This is a genomic window from Variovorax soli NBRC 106424, assembly GCF_001591385.1.
Taxonomy (GTDB): Bacteria; Pseudomonadota; Gammaproteobacteria; order Burkholderiales; family Burkholderiaceae_C; genus Variovorax; species Variovorax soli.
This window is the reverse complement of sequence record NZ_BCUU01000005.1, coordinates 26,678-46,540: the sequence shown is the minus strand read 5'-3', so window position 1 is coordinate 46,540 and position 19,863 is coordinate 26,678. Positions and strand designations below refer to the sequence as shown.

At 66.7% G+C, this 19,863-nt stretch carries 19 protein-coding genes; 7 read left to right on the top strand and 12 right to left on the bottom strand.

Going from position 1 to position 19,863, the window contains the following annotated elements; translation table 11 throughout:
* The first annotated feature begins 56 nt into the window (after positions 1 to 56).
* The 7 genes from VSO01S_RS02950 to VSO01S_RS02920 all read left to right on the top strand — a co-directional run bounded on the left by VSO01S_RS02950 (position 57) and on the right by VSO01S_RS02920 (position 6,995).
* Positions 57 to 1,010 (top strand): 2-hydroxyacid dehydrogenase, encoded by a 954-nt coding sequence (locus VSO01S_RS02950; protein WP_068640302.1) that lies wholly within the window; start codon positions 57 to 59, stop codon positions 1,008 to 1,010.
* A gap of 58 nt (positions 1,011 to 1,068) precedes the next feature.
* Positions 1,069 to 2,043 carry a Bug family tripartite tricarboxylate transporter substrate binding protein gene (locus VSO01S_RS02945; RefSeq protein WP_084241644.1) on the top strand — a complete coding sequence of 325 codons (975 nt, stop codon included), beginning with the start codon at positions 1,069 to 1,071 and terminating at the stop codon, positions 2,041 to 2,043.
* A gap of 13 nt (positions 2,044 to 2,056) precedes the next feature.
* Positions 2,057 to 2,791: a fumarylacetoacetate hydrolase family protein gene (locus VSO01S_RS02940; RefSeq protein ID WP_068640301.1), complete on the top strand. Its 735-nt coding sequence runs from the start codon at positions 2,057 to 2,059 to the stop codon at positions 2,789 to 2,791.
* 2 nt (positions 2,792 to 2,793) lie between these two features.
* Positions 2,794 to 3,561 (top strand): SDR family oxidoreductase, encoded by a 768-nt coding sequence (locus tag VSO01S_RS02935; RefSeq protein ID WP_068640300.1) that lies wholly within the window; start codon positions 2,794 to 2,796, stop codon positions 3,559 to 3,561.
* Positions 3,562 to 3,641: 80 nt separating this feature from the next.
* Complete coding sequence (locus VSO01S_RS02930; RefSeq protein ID WP_068640299.1) at positions 3,642 to 4,619, top strand: Bug family tripartite tricarboxylate transporter substrate binding protein; 978 nt, start codon at positions 3,642 to 3,644, stop codon at positions 4,617 to 4,619.
* A 29-nt stretch (positions 4,620 to 4,648) separates the two neighbouring features.
* Complete coding sequence (garD, locus tag VSO01S_RS02925; RefSeq protein ID WP_068640298.1) at positions 4,649 to 6,238, top strand: galactarate dehydratase; 1,590 nt, start codon at positions 4,649 to 4,651, stop codon at positions 6,236 to 6,238.
* 7 nt (positions 6,239 to 6,245) lie between these two features.
* Entirely contained in the window at positions 6,246 to 6,995 is a 750-nt protein-coding gene (locus tag VSO01S_RS02920) for a FadR/GntR family transcriptional regulator (protein WP_068640297.1), read from the top strand.
* Positions 6,996 to 7,482: 487 nt separating this feature from the next.
* Here VSO01S_RS02920 and VSO01S_RS02915 read toward each other — a convergent pair whose 3' ends face one another.
* The 12 genes from VSO01S_RS02915 to VSO01S_RS02860 all read right to left on the bottom strand — a co-directional run bounded on the left by VSO01S_RS02915 (position 7,483) and on the right by VSO01S_RS02860 (position 19,737).
* Positions 7,483 to 8,472, bottom strand: a complete 990-nt coding sequence (locus VSO01S_RS02915) for a Bug family tripartite tricarboxylate transporter substrate binding protein (RefSeq protein WP_068640296.1) — start codon at positions 8,470 to 8,472, stop codon at positions 7,483 to 7,485.
* A gap of 44 nt (positions 8,473 to 8,516) precedes the next feature.
* Positions 8,517 to 9,752: an FAD binding domain-containing protein gene (locus tag VSO01S_RS02910; protein WP_068640295.1), complete on the bottom strand. Its 1,236-nt coding sequence runs from the start codon at positions 9,750 to 9,752 to the stop codon at positions 8,517 to 8,519.
* Complete coding sequence (locus VSO01S_RS02905; protein WP_068640294.1) at positions 9,749 to 10,201, bottom strand: VOC family protein; 453 nt, start codon at positions 10,199 to 10,201, stop codon at positions 9,749 to 9,751. Before VSO01S_RS02905 ends, VSO01S_RS02910 begins: the two co-directional genes overlap by 4 nt.
* 50 nt (positions 10,202 to 10,251) lie before the next feature.
* The gene (locus VSO01S_RS02900) at positions 10,252 to 12,366 is read right to left on the bottom strand and encodes a xanthine dehydrogenase family protein molybdopterin-binding subunit (RefSeq protein WP_068640293.1); all 2,115 of its coding nucleotides are present in this window, start codon (positions 12,364 to 12,366) and stop codon (positions 10,252 to 10,254) included.
* The gene (locus VSO01S_RS02895; RefSeq protein WP_068640292.1) at positions 12,363 to 12,845 is read right to left on the bottom strand and encodes a (2Fe-2S)-binding protein; all 483 of its coding nucleotides are present in this window, start codon (positions 12,843 to 12,845) and stop codon (positions 12,363 to 12,365) included. The genes VSO01S_RS02900 and VSO01S_RS02895 overlap by 4 nt, the downstream gene beginning before the upstream one ends.
* Positions 12,842 to 13,975, bottom strand: a complete 1,134-nt coding sequence (locus VSO01S_RS02890; protein ID WP_068640291.1) for an NADH:flavin oxidoreductase/NADH oxidase — start codon at positions 13,973 to 13,975, stop codon at positions 12,842 to 12,844. Before VSO01S_RS02890 ends, VSO01S_RS02895 begins: the two co-directional genes overlap by 4 nt.
* A gap of 17 nt (positions 13,976 to 13,992) precedes the next feature.
* Entirely contained in the window at positions 13,993 to 15,045 is a 1,053-nt protein-coding gene (locus VSO01S_RS02885) for an amidohydrolase family protein (protein WP_068640290.1), read from the bottom strand.
* A gap of 131 nt (positions 15,046 to 15,176) precedes the next feature.
* Positions 15,177 to 15,899: an ABC transporter ATP-binding protein gene (locus tag VSO01S_RS02880; RefSeq protein WP_068640289.1), complete on the bottom strand. Its 723-nt coding sequence runs from the start codon at positions 15,897 to 15,899 to the stop codon at positions 15,177 to 15,179.
* A complete protein-coding gene (locus VSO01S_RS02875; protein WP_068640288.1) occupies positions 15,889 to 16,629 on the bottom strand; it encodes an ABC transporter ATP-binding protein in 741 nt (246 codons plus the stop codon). Before VSO01S_RS02875 ends, VSO01S_RS02880 begins: the two co-directional genes overlap by 11 nt.
* Positions 16,626 to 17,567, bottom strand: coding sequence for a branched-chain amino acid ABC transporter permease (locus tag VSO01S_RS02870; protein ID WP_068640287.1), 942 nt, complete (start codon positions 17,565 to 17,567; stop codon positions 16,626 to 16,628). The genes VSO01S_RS02875 and VSO01S_RS02870 overlap by 4 nt, the downstream gene beginning before the upstream one ends.
* Positions 17,564 to 18,481 (bottom strand): branched-chain amino acid ABC transporter permease, encoded by a 918-nt coding sequence (locus VSO01S_RS02865; RefSeq protein WP_245684089.1) that lies wholly within the window; start codon positions 18,479 to 18,481, stop codon positions 17,564 to 17,566. The genes VSO01S_RS02870 and VSO01S_RS02865 overlap by 4 nt, the downstream gene beginning before the upstream one ends.
* Before the next feature lie 5 nt (positions 18,482 to 18,486).
* The gene (locus VSO01S_RS02860) at positions 18,487 to 19,737 is read right to left on the bottom strand and encodes an ABC transporter substrate-binding protein (RefSeq protein WP_068640286.1); all 1,251 of its coding nucleotides are present in this window, start codon (positions 19,735 to 19,737) and stop codon (positions 18,487 to 18,489) included.
* Positions 19,738 to 19,863: the final 126 nt, after the last annotated feature.

Here is a 19,863-nt window from a genome sequence, read left to right as displayed (position 1 = left end):
TTGGATCAACCTATATCTACCATCAACCCATCCTGAAACGCACATTTCCCGATCTCATGAAACCCCGAGTCCTGCAGCTCAACCCGATCCTTATTCCCGAGATCAACGAAGAGCTCGCATCCCTGTACGAAATCCACAAGCTGTTCGAAATGGCCGACCCCCAGGGCTGGGTCCGGGAACACGGCGCGTCCATCGACGCAGCGATCACCGGCGGCCACACCGGCATCTCGCGGTCCATGCTGGAGCAGTTGCCCGGCCTCAAGGTCGTGGCAGTCAACGGCGTCGGCACCGACGCAGTCGACCTGGCCTACTGCGCAACCCGCGCGCTGCCCGTGACCGCCACGCTTGGCGCGCTCACCGAGGACGTGGCCGACCTGGCCATCGGGCTGCTCATCGCGGCCTGCCGCAACCTCTGCGCGGGCGACCGCTTCGTGCGCGAAGGCCAGTGGGAGCGCTTTCCCAACCCGAGCGCCATTCCGCTGGCGCGGCGCTTCAGCGGCATGCGCGTGGGCATCGTCGGCATGGGCCGTGTCGGCCGCGCCGTCGCGGTGCGGGCCGAAGCCTTCGGATGTCCGATCAGCTACACCGACCTGCGCCACATGGAGGACGTGCCTCATCGCTTCGTGCCGGCGCTCATCGACCTGGCCCGCGAATGCGATGCGCTGGTGCTCTGCGCGGCGGCAGACAAGGCCGAAGGCATTGTGGATGCGTCCGTCATCGAGGCGCTTGGGCCGAAGGGCTTTCTCATCAACGTCGCTCGCGGCCGCCTGGTGCGAGAAGACGACCTGACGGAAGCACTCGTCGCTGGCCGCATTGCCGGCGTGGGGCTGGACGTGTTCGTCGACGAGCCCCGCGTGCCGCAAGCCTTGCGCGAATCCGAACGGGCCACGCTGCAGGCCCATCGCGCCAGCGCCACCTGGGAGACCCGTACGGCCATGGGGCGGATGGTGCTCGACAGCGTCGCACAGGCGCTGGCTGGCCAGCGTCCGGCCATGAGCCTCACGACCTGAGTGCACTGCGCTACGGCGCCTTCACCACGTTCGACAAAAAGCCATACGGAGACACGCCTTGCCCATCCAACGCCTTGCCATTGCGGCAACCATCGCCCTGCTCGCTGCGGCCCCTGCGCCGAGCTTCTCGCAAACCTACCCGGCGCGGCCGGTGACCCTGGTGGTTCCCTTCCCGCCCGGCGGCGGAACCGACACCGGCGCGCGCGTGCTCGCCGCCCAGCTCGGCAAGCGCTGGGGCCAGTCCGTCATTGTGGAAAACAAGGGCGGCGCCGCCGGCCAGATCGGTGCGGACTATGTGGCCAAGGCCAAGCCGGATGGCTACACCCTGCTCCTTGGCAACATCGGGACGCAGTCCATCAACCCTTCCCTCTATGCCCGTCTGCCCTACAACCCGGACACCGCGTTTGCACCCGTTTCGCTGGTCGCCGAGTTGCCCCTGGCCATGATGGTCAACCCGTCGGTCCCGGCGAAGACGCCGGCTGAGTTCATTGCCCTTGCGAAGTCGAAGCCCGGGCAGATTACCTACAGCAGTTCCGGCGCCGGCGGCGCGCCGCACCTTGCGGCGGAAGTCTTCAAGGACCAGACCGGCACCTTCGTCGTGCACGTGCCCTATCGCGGCGGCGGCCCGGCCATCGCGGATTTGGTCGCGGGCCATGTGCAGCTGTCGTTCATGACAGTGCTGGAGGCGTCCGGCAACATCAAGGCAGGCAAGCTGCGCGCGCTGGCCGTGACCGGCGACAAGCGGGTACCGGCGTTGCCTGACGTTCCCACGCTTTCGGAGACGGCGATTCCGGGCTTCAACGCGATCTCATGGATCGGGATGCTGGCACCGGCGGCAACGCCGAAAGACGTTGTCGAAAAGATCGCGGCCGACGTGCGCGCGGTGCTTGCGGACGAAGATGTCAAGGCACGCATCGTTGCGCTGGGCGGCGTGCCGCGCGCGACCACGCCGCAGGAATTCGGCAAGCTGATCTCGGACGACCGGCAGCGCTACGCGCAGATCATCCGCAGCCGCAACATCACGGTCGACTGAAGCCGGCAAGCAAATGACGGAGTTCGTGATTCCGCCGCCAGTGCCGGTCAGCCTGCCCGTTGCGGGCAGGACGGCCGCCTTTCCGGTCGGCCGCGTGTTCTGCATCGGCCGCAACTACAAGTGGGACCGGCACGAAGCGGCCCCGACAGACATGCCGCCATGGTTCATGAAACCCGCCCGCGCTGTCGTGCCAGCGCAGGGCGAACTGCCCTACCCGCCCGGCACGAGTGACTTCTGCCATGAAGTGGAACTTGTGGTGGCCATCGGCCGCGGAGGCAGCAACATCGATGCGGCGCAGGTGCAAGAGCGGCACATCTGGGGCTATGCCGCAGGCCTGGACCTGACGCGGCGCGACCTGCAACAGCAGGCCAAGCGCGCGGGCAACCCGTGGGAAGCCGCCAAGGCTTTCGATCATTCGGCGCCCTGCACGCCGCTCGTGCCCGCCGAGGTGTGCGGACATCCGAAGTCTGGCGCCGTGTGGCTGGCGGTCAACGGTGTCGAGCGACAGCGCGCCGACCTTTCGGAGCTCCTGTGGCCGGTACCCGAGCTGGTGGCGATGCTCTCGCGCTCGGTCGCGTTGCAGCCTGGCGATCTGGTGTTTACCGGCACACCTTCTGGCGTTGGCGCCCTGCAGCCTGGCGATGTCGTCAGCGGCGCGGTGGCGGATATCGGCCGCTTCTCCATGACCGTGCGCGCTTCGCGGGAACCGGCGCGGCACGGCATCGCAACATCACTCGCAGGAGCCTGACCGTGAACACAAGAACCTCCCCCGCGAAGATCGCCTCGGTCACCGGCGCGGGCAGCGGCATCGGCCGTGCCGTGGCACTGGCATTGCTCGACGACGGCTGGAGCGTCGTGCTCGCGGGCCGACGTGCCGAACCGCTGCAAGCCCTGGCTGCGCAAGCCGAGACGCGCGGGCAGGCGGCGATGGCGGTGCCCACCGACGTCACTTCCCCCGAGAGCGTTCAAGCGCTCTTCTCCGCCATCGAACAGCGCTTCGGCCGCCTGGACCTGCTGTTCAACAACGCCGGCGTGAACGCCCCGGCCGTGCCGATGGACGAGCTGCCGCTGGACAAGTGGTTCAGCGTGATCAACACCAACGTCACCGGCGTGTACCTGTGCGCACGCGCGGCTTTCGGGCTCATGCGGCGGCAGATGCCGCAGGGCGGGCGCATCATCAACAACGGCTCGGTTTCGGCCCACACGCCGCGGCCCTTCACAGCGCCCTACACCGCCAGCAAGCATGCGGTGAGCGGCCTGACCAAGTCGCTCGCGCTGGACGGCCGCGCCTTCAACATCGTGGCCAGCCAGATCGACATCGGCAACGCGCTGACGGAGCTTTCAGAGCGCATGACCCGCGGGGTGCTGCAGGCCAACGGCAGCACCGCGCCCGAACCCATGATGGACGCAAGGCATGTGGCCGATGCCGTGCGCCACATCGCCGCCCTGCCGCTGGGCGCGAACGTGCTGAACATGACCGTCATGGCCAGCGCCATGCCTTACGTCGGCCGCGGCTAGAGCGGCGCGGCAAGCCATTCATGCCGGGCGTCTTGCGGCACCCCGGCCGAATCCCACCACATCAGCAAGAGGAGACAAGCATGCAACCCAAATCCCTGTTCAGGCTTCTGGCCGTATCGACGTGCATGGCCATGCTGCCAGCGCTTGCGCCGGCGCAGCAGGCCTACCCGAGCCGTCCCATCAAGATCATCGTGCCGGCCCCTCCAGGCGGTGCGATCGACCTCATCGCCCGCGTGGTCGGCGACAAGCTGGCCACGTCGATGGGGCAGCCGGTGGTGGTGGACAACCGGCCAGGAGCCTCCAACAACCTGGGAACGGACGTGCTGGCCAAGTCCCCGGCCGATGGCTACACGATCGGCATCGTGGGCGGCAGCCACAACATCAACAAATACCTGTTCAAGAACCTCGGCTGGGACCCGGAGAAGAGCTTCGAGCCCATCGTCTACACGCACGTGGTGCCGCTGGTGTTCGCCATCAATCCGCAGATTCCGTCCAAGACGCTGCCCGAACTGGTGGCCTGGATGAAAGCCAACCCCGACAAGGCCAAGGTCGCGACATCGGGCCGCGGCAGTGCGCAGGAGATGGCTGCAGAGATGTTCCGCATGGCCAGTAAGACCGACATTCTTCTGGTGCCCTACAAGGGATCGTCGGCCGCGCACCCGGACCTGCTGGGCGGGCGCACCGCGCTGTACATCGACACCATCAGCGCGATCCTGCCGCAGGTGAAGGGCGGCAACGTGCGGGCGGTTGCGGTGTCGACGCTTCACCGGACATCTGCCCTGCCGGACGTGCCGACCGCGGACGAACAAGGCCTGAAGGGCTATGACGCCAACACCAACGGCGGCTTCCTCGCGCCCGCCGGCACGCCCAAGGCGATCATCACCAAGCTCAACGCCGAGATCAACGCAGCGCTGAAGCTGCCCGAGGTGCGCTCCAAGCTCGAAGCCGCAGGCATCGAGGTGCAAGGCGGTACGCCGCAGGATTACGCGGCGCTGATCAAGTCCGACCTTGCCAAATGGGGCAAGGTGGTTAAGGCAGCGGGAATCGAAGCCGAATAGCGCCAACGCGCCACGTCTGCACAACCGACATGGACCAACGAGCCGATCGTCCCCCGCTGTACATCGCCATGCACGAACGCGATAACGTTGCGATCGTGGCCAACGACGGCGGCCTGCCGGCGGGCACCGTCTTTCCCTCGGGCCTCGAGTTGCGCGAGAAGGTGCCACAGGGGCACAAGGTTGCGCTGGTGGACCTGGCCGAGGGCGCTCCGGTCCTGCGCTACAACGTGGTGATCGGCTATGCACTCAAGCCCATTGCCCGCGGCAGCTGGGTGCACGAGCGCCTGTTGCAGATGCCCACGGCGCGCGAACTCGACGGGCTGCCCATTGCCACCGTCAAGCCGCCGGCTGCAGCGCCGCTGGAAGGCTTCACCTTCGAGGGCTACCGCAACCCGGACGGCTCGGTGGGCACGCGCAACATCCTGGCCATCACGCAGACCGTGCAATGCGTGGCCGGCGTCACCGACTTCGCGGTGCAGCGCATCAAGAAGGAACTGCTGCCCAAGTACCCCAACGTCGACGACGTGGTGGCGCTGGAGCACACCTACGGCTGCGGCGTGGCCATCGATGCGCCCGACGCCATCGTGCCCATCCGCACGCTGCGCAACATCAGCCTCAACCCCAACTTCGGCGGCGAGGTGATGGTGGTGAGCCTGGGCTGCGAAAAGCTGCAGCCCGAGCGCCTGCTGCCGCCGGGCACCATCCCGCTGGTGGACGAGCGCAACGTGGCCGACATCGGCGCCTCGGCCGAGAACAAGCTGGACGTGGTCTGCCTGCAGGACGATGCGCACGTGGGCTTCATGTCCATGATCGACTCGGTGATGCGCCAGGCCGAGGAACACCTGGAGCGCCTGAACGCACGCCAGCGCGAAACCGTGCCCGCCAGCGAACTGGTGGTGGGCGTGCAGTGCGGCGGCAGCGATGCCTTCTCCGGCGTCACCGCCAATCCGGCCGTGGGCTTTTGCACCGACCTGCTGATACGCGCGGGCGCCACCGTGATGTTCTCCGAAGTGACCGAGGTGCGCGACGGCATCGACCAGCTCACCTCGCGCGCCACCACGCCGGAGGTGGCGCAGGCCATGATCCGCGAGATGGCCTGGTACGACGCCTACCTGGACAAGGGCCGCGTGGACCGCAGCGCCAACACCACGCCGGGCAACAAGAAGGGCGGGCTGTCCAACATCGTCGAGAAGGCGATGGGCTCGATCATCAAGAGCGGCTCCTCGCCCATCTCGGGCGTGGTGTCGCCGGGCGAGAAGGCGCGGCAAAAGGGCTTGCTGTATGCGGCCACGCCAGCGTCCGACTTCATCTGCGGCACGCTGCAGGTGGCCGCCGGCATGAACCTGCACGTGTTCACCACGGGCCGGGGCACGCCCTACGGGCTGGCCGAAGTGCCGGTGATCAAGGTGGCCACGCGCAGCGACCTGGCACGGCGCTGGCACGACCTGATGGACGTGAACGCCGGGCGCATCGCCGACGGCGAGGCCAGCATCGAGGACGTGGGCTGGGAGCTGTTCCGCCTGATGCTCGACGTGGCCAGCGGCCGCCAGAAGACCTGGGCCGAGCAATGGAAGCTTCACAACGCGCTGGTACTTTTCAATCCGGCTCCCGTGACCTGAGCGCCCATTGGCCAAGGACAGCGACACCATGGTGCCTGCCCCCTTGAGGGAGGCATCGCGCGAAGGCTACCCGCGGCGGCGCGACCTTGCCGTGAGCTTGGTTGAAGAACTTGAGCGTCGCATCCGCGAGGACTTGCTTAAAGCCGGAGACAAGCTCCCCACGGAAGCCATGCTCATGGCCCACTTCGGCGTGAGCCGCACCGTGGTGCGCGATGCGCTCGCCAGAATGAAAGCGGCCGGCCTCGTGCAGTCGCACCAGGGTGTCGGAACCTTCGTGGCCAGCACCTTGCGATCGAAGCCCTTTTGTGTGGACGACGCCGAAGGCCCGGGGCACGCCCTTGCGGCCCTCGAACTGCGTCTTGGCGTGGAGTCGGAAGCAGCCGTGCTGGCCGCCCAACGCCGCACGGCGGAAGACCTCGCGGCCATCTGCCATGCCTATGAAGCGCTGCGGACCGCACTGGCGGAAGAAGCCGACACCGCGCATGCAGACCTGAGATTTCACCTTGCCATTGCACATGCCGCGCACAGCCCGCACTTCGCGTCAGTGCTCGAAGCCTTGGGGCCGTCTGCCGTCTCCTCCTCGATTTTCGAGCGCGCCCACGCCTCGCATGTGAACGGGGTCTGGGAGCTCGAAGTGCTGGAGGAGCACGGAAATATCCTTGCCGCGATCCGACTCAAGGACCCCGAGGCAGCAGGCGCAGCCATGCGGCTGCATCTTGCAAAAAGCCGCGGACGGCGGCGCGCAGCATCGACCTAATATTCCCGTTCGGATCGACTTCATCCGCGCAGAATCCTTTCTCCCTCGCGCTGCACACATCTAGACCTCATCCGAGCCGCTTCTTTCTGCCAAGGACAACCCGCACTGCAGCGAGAGCAGCCGGCTGGGAGGGCAGGGCGGAACTGCTCGTTCGTGCCCGTTGCAGACATCTCCCTATGCTTCTTGAGCTCGAGCAACCGCCCAAGAGCGGAAGTCTATGAACAGAACTCTTGCGACGGCATCGCTAAAGTTCTGTGATCGGCTCGGATGGCTGGCGCCGAACGATTGGGCGAGCACTGTTGCATTGAAGATTGGCTAGGCTGCAAACCCGCCGTCGATCAGAAGTTCGGCGGCGGTGACCAACGGCGCCTCCCGGCGGTCATGGTGGGCCGCCATGGCTGCAATCTCATCCCTCGTGGCATGCCGCCGCATGGCCATGGTAGTGCAGACCCGCGCCGAATTCGGTGTCTTCAGGGTTCCCGATGCGCTATTGCTTCATGCCTGCGAAGTCGACGATGCGTTGGTATTCAATGGCATCGTTTGCCATCCGCTCCGAAAGGTCCTCGTCACCGCGGCCGACCACGACGCCTACGCGTTCGAGCTTCTGCTGCACAGTCGTGTCGCGCAGCGTCTCGCGCAAGGCGCGTTGCAGCTGAATTTGAGTGTCCGGCGTCAACCCGCGTGGTGCCATCAGCGCATACCACGCAACGAGGTTGTACCCCTTGAGTGCCGGATGCTCACCCAGCGCAGGTACCTCGGGCATCAATGCGATGCGCTGTGCACTGGTCACTGCAATCGGGACGATGCGTCCCGCATCGACCAAAGGCTTGGCCGCACCAGGCCCAAGGAAGGCAAACTCGATCGCACCTCCGGCGAGGTCCGCGCCGATGTTGCCCGCGCCGCGATAGGGGATGTGAATGATGGAGAGGCCAGCCTGCTTCTTCACGAGCTCGCCCGAAAAATGCAGCATTGACCCGATTCCCGAGGTGCCGTAGCTCATCTGGCCGGGCTTCTTTCGAGCAACGTCGACGAACTGCGCGAGCGAAGTCACACCGCTCTGCCTCGATGCGACCAGCACCAACGGGATGGAACCGACATAGCCGATCGGCGCCAGGTCCTTCGCGGCGTCGTACTTCTGTGCCGGATTCAGCAAGCGCGTGGCCACGAATTCGCTGCTCGATCCGAGAATCAGCGTATAGCCATCGGGTGCGGCGTTCACCACTTTCTGTACGCCGATCGCGCCCGCTGCTCCGCCGGCGTTGTCGACGACGACGGTGGCTTCGAGCTTCTTGCCGAGCGTCTCGACCACGGCGCGCCCCACCGCGTCGACACTGCCTCCGGGTGGATAGCCGATCACTACCGTGATGGGGCGGCTTGGCCAAGACGGCTCCGCCGCCGCGGAAGGGGCCGCTGCGAAGGCGCAGGCAAGCGCGAGCGAAGTTGCGAACAGGCGTGCGATGGAGAAGGAGGAAAACATGCTGTCGGTCGGTGATTCGGGGAAAAGCAGAACGCCAGGGCGAGTCAATGCGGCACCGGCGGCACGGCGGTCTCCCGCATCACCGCTTCGGTGCTGCGGTAGCGTTCCGCCATCGCGCGCTCGGCGGGCGTGGCGATCTGCGCCTGCATGTAGGCGCCCAGAGCGCGCGCATGGCCCACGATGAAGCTGCCGGCATGGAGGCGCGAAGCCTCGTAGGCCTTGAGCGCGAGTGGCACGTCAGGTGCGGCTTCAAGCGCGCGAACCAATGCCGCTGCATCGCTGCCAGCCTTCGTGACGCCCATCCCGCAATGGGGCCGCGCAACGAACGCGGCATCGCCCAGCAAGGCCACGCGGCCGAACGCAATCGCCGGGCTTTCGAGATCGAAGATTGGCTGGAAGAACAGGTTGGGAGTCTTCTCCACCACCTCGGCGAACTGCGGTGCCAGCACCTCGTGCGCCGCCCGGCGCGCTTCGGCGAGCACCTCGGGGCGGATCAGCGGCGGCGGAATGCCGTCGGGCCAGGTCTTGCCGGTCGCATCGGTGAGCATCTCGCGCAGCGTCGTGTCGCGGTCGGCCGGCCGGTACCAGACGAAGTTGTAGCGTCTATGACCGGGCTCCACGCTGTTGCCCGCGCCTGCGACCGGGTAGGCGATCATCTGCTCGCGCGGCGGCAGGCCGAATGCGAAATATGGAAAGAGCTCGGAGAGCGCCCGCGGCGAAAGGCTCGCTTCCTCGACGAGCCCGCGCCATGCGACATAGCCCGCGTAGTGCGGACGCGCGTCGGGCGCGAGCGATTGGCGCACGGTCGAGCGCAAGCCATCAGCCGCCACTAGAAGATCGGCGGACATCACCTCTCCGTCGGCGAACGTCGCGCGTACAGCGCCGGCATCCTGCTCGAACGAGACCAACTGACGTCCGCTGTGATAGCGCTCCGAAGGAAATGCTCGACGCAGCACCTGGTACAGGCGTCCCCAGGCGGTGAGCAGTTGCGGCAGCGGGCGGGAGCTCTCGACATGGCCATCGCGCGCCAGCGTGATGCGCTCGCGGACCTCGACGCCGATCCCGTCCGACAAGTCGACCCCTGCAGCGCTCAGCACATCCATCAGCTCGGGATGCGTCACCACGCCGGCGCCCCGGCTCTCGAGTTCGTCGGCCACGCGCTCGTGGATGTGGACATCCCAGCCGGCGCGTAGCAGCAGATTGCCCGCGAACAGTCCGCCGAGCGAGCCGCCGATGACCAGCGCCTTGCGCGCCGGTTTGGTCGATTGCGCGGCGCTCATGCCTGCGCTCCGCTTTCGAGCGCCTCGTGGGCAGGGTAGTTCAACTCGATCGTGACGCCCGAGGGGTCCTCGACGAACACCTGGTGCAGGCCGATGCTCGGCACGGTGCGTTCGCGGAAGGCGAGGCCTGCGCCTCGCAGACGCCTGTGCATGTCGGGAAGATCCGTTGCGAGGAAGGCCACATGGTCGATTGCGGCACTGCCGTGAAGGGAATCCACGCTCTTGTCGCCGAGGTACTCGACGAGGCCCTGCGGCGAGTCCGGGTCGATGCCGATGATGTGCACGACACCGTACTGCGCCTCATCGTCGCCCTTGTAGAGCCAGAGGCCCGGAAAGTCGAAAGGCGGCCTGAAGCCTTCACGGAAGCCGAGCACATCTACATAGAAGTGGCGGGAAGCCTCGAGGCGGGTGGTGCGCACCGAGTAGTGGGCAAGGGTCTGGATGGCCATGGTGAGAGTCCTTGAATGTTGGATTCGGGTCGGATTCGAGGGGCGTGCGATCAGCCCTCGGTGATGAGTTGGGCCAGGCGCTCGGCGGACAAAGGCAGTTGCCTCGCGCGCAGGTCGAGGGCATGGGCCACTGCGTTGGCGACAGCGGCGGCGGCCGGCCCGGCGGCTGCTTCGCCCACGCCGAGGCTGGGCTGGTCGGGCCGTTCGATCAAGTGCACCGCGATTTCCGGGATCTCGTCGAAGCCGAGGATCGGATAGTGCTCCCAGTCGCACGACGTGATGCCTGTGTGGTCCCAGGTCACGCTTTCCTTCAGCGTCCAGCTCAATGATTGAAGAAGGCCGCCTTCGATCTGGTTGACCAGCCCGTCGGGATTGACCGCCGCGCCAGCGTCGACAACGACCCAGGCCTTCTCGACCCGGACTCTCTCTTCGACGCCGACCTGCAACGCGATAGCGCAATACGCGGCCTGGTTCTTGTAGCGGCCGACGGCGATGCCCAGGCCGCTGCCGGTACCGCTTTCGCCGCGCCGGCTCCAGCCGGCCATCCGGGCCGCGGTCTCCAGCACCTCGCGTGCGCGCACATCGCCTAGGTGACGCAGCCTGAATTCGACCGGGTCGCAATCCGCGATCCGCGCCAACTCGTCCATGAAGCTCTCGATCGCGTACAGGTTGCAGTAGGAACCCAGCGATCGGAGTGCCGACACGCGCACCGGTGACTCCGCGATGAAGTAGTAGTCGACCTGCTGATGCGGCAGGTCATAAAGCGCGATTGCGTTGCGGTCGCCGCCACCCATGGGCAGCGGCAGGTCGCGCGCTGCTGGCCGCGGGAGTGGCGGCTCTACTTCCCAAGCGCCGAGCAGGTTGACGCCATCGCCCCAGCCGGGCCGGTTCATGTGGGTGTGACTCCACAGGCGCAAGGTCCAGCTTCCGATGCGACCTGCTGCGTCCAGACCGGCCGTGAGTCGCACCGCGCTGGCCGAACCGAACGGCGACATCGACATCTCGTCTTCGCGCATCCATTGCACGCGCACTGGAAGGCCGATGCGGATCGCGATGAAGGCAGCGTCGAACGCGGCATCGTCGGCGCCGTTGTGGCCGTAGCAGCCGGCGCCCGGCGCATGAATGACCTCCACGGTGTCGGACCCGCGGCCCAGCGCCATGGCGATCTGGTCGCGCAATGGATAGACGCCCTGCGTGTGCGACCACACGCGCAGCCGGTCGCCACGTGGATCGGCCAGCGCACAGGCAGGCCCGATCGAAGCATGTGCCAGGTAGGGCCGCGAGTAGGTGGCGCTGTACGTCTGCAGATCCGTGCCCGGCGTGCCCGAATCATGAACGCGCTGTGGGCTGTCGGGCAGGCCCTGCAGCAGCGAGACGGTGTCACGGCCCGCGTGCGGATCGGGCATGGATTCGAAGTCGAGCAGCTTGCGCGCCTTGGGCAACGCACGGACCAACGCACCTTCGTGCGGGCCCACCAGCGCAAGAAACCGTCCGCTGTGCACCACGTGGGAGACGCCGGGCAGGGCCTGCAGTTGCGACAACGGCACCGACGCCAGTCGCTGCGACGGATGGCGCCCCCGCAGCATGCGCGCATGCAGCATCCCCGGAATGACCATGTCCTGCAGGTAGCCGGCACCTGTCAGCTTGGCGGGAAGATCCACGCGCGGCAGCGAGCGGCCCACGTAGGGTCTGGCGGCGTTGCGGGTCAGAGCGGCCGGCTCGACGATCGGGACATCGAGGTCGACCGAGCCTGCGAGCTCCCAGTAGTCGATACGCCGCCGGCCCTCGGGATCGGTGAAGCAGCCGTCCTCAACCTGCAACCCGGACGGTTCCACGCCGAGTCGACGCGCCGCTTCCGTATTGAACAGGGCATAGGCGTGCGTGCAGGCCCAGCGTAGCGCCGCCCCGCCGTACTGCACAGAGAGACTTCCGGCTGTGTAGCCTTCGTCGGGCGATCGGTCGGTGCGGCCTGCGACGAGCAGCACCTGCGCCGGGGCCAGTCCGAGCGCGTCGCAGGCGATCTGCACCAGCGCAGTCTCGATGCCCTGGCCCAGTTCGACCTTGCCGGTGAACACGCTGACCTGGCGCGCCGGTCCGATGCGCAACCATTGGCGCAGTCGCGGATGGGCCTGGATGGCGGTCGGCGTGGCAAGAGCGGCGCTCATGATTGGCCTTCCGTGCGCAGCCGCGCGGCGGCCGCGTCAATCGCTTTCAGGATGCGCGCGTGCGCGCCGCAGCGGCACAGATGCCTGTGCATCGTCTCATGCAGGTCGGCTTCGGTCGGCGCGGTGGTGCGACGAAGCAATGCCGTCACCGACATCAGGATGCCGTTGATGCAGTAGCCGCACTGCGCCGCCTGCAGCGTGACGAACGCGTCGAGCACGACTGCGCCCACCGGGTCGTCTCGCAGGTGCTCGATGGTAGTGAGTTCGCGTCCGGCGGTACCCCACAGCGGCATGTCGCAGGACTGGACCGGGCGACCGTCCATCCAGACCGTGCAGGCACCGCAGTGGCCTGCACCGCAGCCGAAGCGAACGCCCTTGCAGTCGAGGTCGTTGCGCAGCACGTAAAGCAGAAGGTCGTTCTCGTCGGCCTGCACTGTCTGCGTGCTGCCATTGACCCTGAGTTCGAACGAGTTGGTCATTGGGTTCGATCGAAAGTGGCTGGCTTGCGCAAGCCAGCCGCGCGGCGATAGGGCGCCGGATAGTAGGGTGTGACGCCGAGCGTTTCCGCGGCCCGCCAGACCCAACGCGGATCAGCGAGGAACGGGCGCGCCAGAGCGACCTGGTCGGCCTGGCCGGACGCGATGATCTCGGCCGCTTGCATCGGCTCACTGATGCCGCCGACGGCGCGCGTGGTGATGCCGCTCTGCCGCCGCACCTGCGCCGCCAGCGCGACCTGGAACCCGGGGCCGAAGGGAATGCGCTCGCCGCGAACGACAAAGCCGCTGCTCACGCAGACGTAGCCAAAGCCGAGGTCCCTGAGCCGCCGCGCGAGGCGAACCGCGTCGTCGGGCCCGAGACCTCCCTCGGCCCAGTCGGTGCCGGTGATACGCGCGCCGAGCACGCGGTCGCTCGGCACGTGCTTTTTCAGGGTCTGCGCAATATGAAGCGCCAACCGGTCGCGCCGGGCCGCGTCACCACCCCAGGCGTCGTCGCGCCGGTTCGCAAGCGGCGACTGGAATTGGTGCAACAGGTAGCCGTGCGCGCAATGCAGCTCGATGACATCGAAGCCCAGGCGCACCGCGCGCCGCGCGGCATCGACGTATGCGTCGACCAGCCGGCCGATGCCGGCTTCGTCGAGTGCCTCGGGCGTGTCCCAGTCCGGCGCGAAAGGCAGGGCGCTGGGCGCCGAGCAGCGCCAGGGTGCGCCGGCGTCGCTGCCGGCCTTGAGCGGCGCGCCGCCATGCCACGGGACGTCGGCAGAGCCCTTGCGGCCCGCATGGCCGAGCTGGATTCCGAAGCGCGTGCCCGGCGCGGCCACCGCCCGGGCCGCCTGGAGCACGCGCGCCAACGCAGCTTCGGCTTCGTCGCTGTAGAGGCCGAGGCAGCCGTGCGTGATGCGCCCGCGTGCTTCGACAGCAGTGGCTTCGACCATGACCAGTCCAGCACCGGACATGGCCAGTTGCATGAGGTGCTGCAGGTGCCAGTCATTTGCGACACCCTCGCGGGCCGAGTACTGGCACATCGGCGAGACGACGATGCGATTGGGGAAGCGAAGCGGCCCGATGGCGAGTTCGCTGAACAGGGACAAGGAAGTTGGCGAGGCCGACATGGAAGACTCCCGAGTGCTCAACGCATGGGCGCGATGTCGAGGAGCTTCATGGCATTGAGCCCTTCGATCTGCGCCACTTCATCGCTCGACAGGCCTCGCACCGAAGCAATCAGTGCGCGGGGGTTCTCCTCTCCCATGTCGTACGGATAGTCGGTACCGAGCAGCACACGATCGGCGCCGACCAGATCGACCAGATGGCGCAGCATCTCGGGATCGAACACCATGGTGTCGACGTAGAAGGTCTTGAGGTAGCTCGAGGGCGCGCGGTCGATCACCGTCCGGCAATCCTTGCGCGCGCGCCAGGCGTGATCCATGCGCGCCCAGTAGTGCGACACATAGCCGCCGCCATGCGCGGCAATGAACCTGATGTTCGGATAGCGCGCCACCACGCCATCAAAGATCAGGTGGCTCACCGCCACCGTCGTGTCCAGCGGATTGCCGATCACGTTGTTGAAGTAGTGATCTGTCAGTCGGGCACCGTCCGAGAAGCCCACGGGATGCAGGAAGATCACCGCGCCGAGCGCATCGGCGCGTGCGAAGAATGGCTCCAGCCCGAGCCGGGCATCGGTGAGGTCGAGCCCGTTGACGTTGGTGTTGATCTCGATGCCGCGCAGGCCGAGCGTGCCGATCGCGTGGTCCAGTTCCTGAATCGCAAGCTCGGCGTTCTGCAACGGCACCGAGCCGAGACCGACGAAGCGCTGCGGGGTCTCCGCCACAAGCGCCGCGATGCCTTCGTTCACCTGTCGCGCGAGCGAGGCACCGCGTTCCGGTGGCGCGAAGTAGAAGAACTGGAACGGCGCCGGGCTGATCGCCTGGATGTCGATCCCCATGCGGTTCATGTCATCGAGGCGTTGATCGATTCCGGTGAGCTTCGGCGCGCGATCCCGCATCTGTGCGACGTTGGTTTCGCGGGTGAGTGCATTCGCATAGATCACGCTCGGGTCGTGGCGGGCGACGTCGAGATCGCTCGCCGCCTTGGCGACATCCGGGTTCAGGTAGTGGCAATGCACATCGACGACTGGCGGGCGACTGCTGCGGGCCGGCGCAGATGCAGTGGCCGTCTGCGCCATCGAGAGGGCCGCGCTGCGTGCGCGCCCGGAGGACGTTCGCGAGTGGTGATGGGTCGGGTCGGTGCAGTGAGGAGAGCAGGTATAGAGCACGTGGGATCCGTTGTGTGTGAGAGGTGGAGGAATTCGGCCGCCTAGAAGACGCCCAGGTGCCGGGTGGCAAGCTCGGGTTCGGCGCGCACCGAATCGGCACTGCCGGCATGGACGACGCGGCCGGTGTTGAGCACGACGACGTCGTCCGCCACTTCGAGCGCCAGGTTGAAGTTCTGTTCGACCAGGACGATCGAGAGCCGGTCGGCCTTGAGCGTCTTGATGGCTTGCGCCACCTCGGCGACGATCATCGGCGCGAGACCCTCGGAAGGTTCGTCAAGCAGCAGCACGCGCGGATTGCCCATCAGCGCGCGGCCGATGGCGAGCATCTGCTGCTCGCCACCCGATAGCGTTCCGGCGCGTTGGCGGGCGCGCTCCTTGAGGCGGCCGAAAGTCGCGTAGACGCGCTCGAGATTCCACGCCTGCCTGCCGCCGCTCTTTGCGGCAGCCTGTTCGGCGACCTGAAGGTTCTCCAGCACGCTCAGGCTCGGAAAGATCCGGCGGCCCTGGGGCACCAGCCGCATGCCGGCGCGCGCAATGCCTTCGGGCGACATGCGCTCGACGGGACGACCCGCCAGCTTGATGCCGCCACTGCGCGCCCGGTGCAGCCCGGCGAAGGTGTTGAGCGTCGTGCTCTTGCCGGCGCCGTTACGCCCGAGCAGCGCAAGCACGCGTCCATCGCGCAGGCCCATCGACAGCTGGTGCACGACCTGGCTCTGCCCGTAGTAGATGTCAAGCCCGCTAACGCTGAGTGCATCAGTGGCCAAGATAGATCTCCCTCGTTCTTGGGTGGTTCACAACGGTGCGGCGGTCACCCTCGACGATCACCTGTCCGTAATGCAGCACCGTGATCTGTTCGGCGAATTCGAGCGCTACGTCCATGTCGTGCTCGATCATGAGGATGGCGGTCTCGCGCGGTACTTGTGCGATGAGCTGCTGCACGACCACCCGCTCGTCCTGCGAGAGTCCTGCCAGCGGCTCGTCGAGCAGCAGCAGGCGGGGCTGCTGTGCCAGCCCGATCGCGAGCTCTACCCGGCGCTGTTCGCCGTAGGACACGTCGCAGACGCGATGCAGCGCCTTGGAAGCCAGCCCGACGCCATCGAGGAGCTCCACGGCACGATCGTGCAGCGCCGTTTGCCGCGACAGCGCACTGCTTACGTCGAGGCGCAGCGGAAGCAGGGCCATCAGCCCCAGGACCACGTTGTGGGCCAGCGTGTCCTTCGGGAACAGCGTGATGATCTGGTAGGTGCGTGCGAGCCCGTAGCGTGCGCGTGCGCGAACCGGAAGAGTCGTCACGTCCTCGCCGAAGATGCGGATCGATCCGCTGTCCGGCCGGATCTCGCCGGCGATCAGGCCGAACAGCGTGGTCTTGCCAGCGCCGTTGGGCCCGATGATCAGGCGCCGCTCTCCTCGCTGCATGGTGAGCGAGACATCCTGCGTCACGGCGATACCGCCGAACGACTTGCGCAGGCCCTTGATTTCGAGCGCCGCGGTCATGCGCGCTTCTCCTTCAGTCCCGCAAGCAGCGTGCGAACGCCCGGCACGATGCCGTGCGGCATCACCAGCACGATGAAGACGAACACGGCTCCCAGCAGAATGTTCCAGCGCTCGATGTAGCCCGATGCGTAGTTCTTGAGCAGCACCACCAGCACGGCCCCGACAGCCGGCCCGGCCAGCGTGCCCGCGCCGCCCGCGATCACGCTCAGCAGCACCTCGGCCGAGGCGGTGACCGACAGCACGCTCGGATGCACGTACTTGTGGAAGTAGACGTAGAGCAAGCCCGCCACGGCACCCAGGAAGCTCGCACCGACGAAGGCGCACCAGCGGATCGCCCAGACGTTGTAGCCGAGCGAACTCATGCGGCGCGCCTGATCGCGCGTGCCTTGCAGCGAAGCGCCGAAGGGCGAGTTCACTAGCCGAGCGATGACCAGCAGCACCACAGCGCTGATCGAGAGGACGAACCAGTAGTACGCGCTGCTGCTTTCCAGGTCGATGCCGAAGGGCGCTGGGCGCGTGATGCCCGACAGGCCGTTGTCGCCGTTGGTGACCGAGGTCCAGCGGTAGGCCAGGCCCCACACCACTTGCGAGAGCGCGAGCGTCAGCATCAGAAAGCTCAGGCCCGAGGCCCGCAGCGCGATCCAGCCGAAGACGCCGCCGATTGCCGTGGTGGCCAGCAGCGTCAGCGGTGCTGCCATGGCATGACCGATGCCCACATGCAGCGCGAGCCACGCCGAGATGTAGGCCGACAGGCCCAGGTAGGCCGCATGGCCAAGAGAAGTGAGCCCGGCATAGCCCACGAGGAGGTTCAGGCTTGAGGCGAAGATCACGGCGATCAGCATCTGGCTGCCGAGATTGACGTAGTACTCGCCGAGCACTGCCGGCAGCAAGGCCAGTGCCACGAGCAGCAGCAGGCCCCGGATGGTGGTGGTGTTCATGCGCGGGCACCTCCGAGCAGGCCGGCGGGCCGGAAGGCCAGCACCAGGATCATCGGCAGGAACAGGATCACGTAGGCGAGATCCGGGATCAGCGCAGTGCCGAAGGTATAGATGAACCCGATGATGAAACTGGCGATGAAGGTGCCGGGCAAACTGCCGACACCGCCGAGGATCACCACGATCAGCGCAAGGGGCAGCATGTCGGCATCGAGTCCAGGATAGGCCGAGAGCATCGGCCCGCCGAACGCACCGCCGACACCGGCCAGCATCGCGCCGAGGCAGAACACGGTGGTGAACAGTGCCGAGGCGCGAATCCCAACCGCACGCGCCATCGGCATGTCGTCGACTCCGGCCCGGATGCGGGCGCCAAGCCGCGTGCGCTCCAGCAGCAGGTACAGCACCAGGGCCGTCGCCACCGCTACGACGATCACGGCCAGCCGATAACTCGGAAAGGCGAATCCGAACAGCGTGGCCGGGCCGCTTAGGAAAGGCGGTGGCGAGACCGGGATCGGGTCGCCACCCCACAGCACGAGGCAGAGGTCGGCGGCGATGAAAGAGAGGCCGAGCGTGGCCAGCACTTGCGCCTGCGCATTCCCCGAAAGGCGGCGCAGCACGAGGCGCTCGAACAGGCCGCCGATCACTGCAGTCGACAGCGCGGCGAGTATCACTGCGGGTGTAAAGCCCCAGCCGGCGCGCGCCGCGCTCGCGGCCACGTAGGCGCCGATCATGAAGAGCGCGCCATGCGTGAGGTTGGCGATGCGCATCAGCCCGAAGATGAGCGCGAAGCCCGAGGAGAGCAGCAGCAGCAGGCCGCCGAGGGCCAGGCTGTTGAGTGTCTGAGTCAACCAGAATTGCATGTTCTTGACGTCAGGGCCCGTCGCGCCGAAGCGGCCGCGAGCCTTGAAGCTCCGCAAGGGCGTCAGCCGACGAGATTCCTGGCGGGCGGCCAGTCGCGCGAGTACACCGGTTCGGCAAGGAACTTCTTCGGGTCGTATGTCCAGAACTGGCTCACGTCCGGATAGGTTTCGATGATCGTGTTGACCAGGCGTCCGTCCTTGCGTTCGACAGTACGTACGTAGACATTGCCGACCACATTGCCCCAGGCGTCGAACCGCACCGGGCCGCGTGCGGTCGATGCGTTCGTCTTCTGCAGCGATGCGCGAAGCGCTTCACGATCGAATGCCTGCCCCTTCAACGGCTGCAGCGCGGCGTCGAGTACCGAAGCGCTGACATGGGTGCAGGCGGCATAGAAGCCGGGGTCGTAGCCATGCGCCTTCCGAAAGGCACCGGCAAACTTCGCGTTGACCGGGTTCGCGAGCTCCGCCGAATACCAGTTCACCGTGACGATCCCGAGCGCTTCGTCGCCCATGTTGCGTAGCACTGCTTCGTCCAGAGCCGTCATGCCGCCGACGAGCGCCAGCTTGCCGCGCAGGCCGTACTCGTTGAATTGGCGGATGAAGCGAAAACCGTTGGAGCCCGCGAACCCGAGGAACACCGCGTCGGCATCGCGGTTGAGCTGGGCCAGGAAGCTGCCGTAGTCGGGAGCGGTGAGCGGCGGGAACAACTTCTGCACCACCTTGCCCCCGGCTTCCTCGAACACGCGCTGGAAGCCGGCTGTCATCTCGTGGCCGTAGGCGATGTCGTCTGCCACCAGCACCATACGCTTGTACTTGAGCTTTTTCGCGCAGTAGTCCGCCAGTGGATGGGCGCACTGGGCCGAGGTCGAACTCGCCCGGAAAAGCCATGGGTTGGCCTTACGCTGGGTCATGTCTTCCGCCGCGGCGACCGGAAACACCGGGATTTTGCGGGCCCGCATGTAGTCGTCGGTCGCCAGTGCCTCGAAGGCGGCCAGCGGACCCATGAGCACCTGCGCGCGCTCGCGCTCGACCAGTTCCTGCGTCTTGGTGCGCGCGGTGGACGGCACGCCCCCCGTGTCGGCCACGATGAGTTCGACCTTGCGCCCACCGAGCATCTGGTCGTTGGCTGCGAGGTAGCTCTGCAACCCGCGCTCCATGTCGAGGCCGCCGGAAGCGAAGGGCCCTGTCTTGGCTGTGAGCAGGCCCAGGCGCAACGGCTCGGGTGCGCCCTGGCTGCGCACCAGCGAAGGTGCTGCCAGTGCAGCGCCTGCAGTCGCGGCTGCTGCAATGAAATTCCTGCGATCGATTGTCATGGAGTCTCCGTTCGTCTTGAGGTTTCGATACTAGGTGATCGGGTGATAAATAATAATTGGGCGGAATTTCCTGAGCAAGTGCGGTTTGACATAGGTGTGTCGGGGTTTACCCGCAGCAGGTGCGAG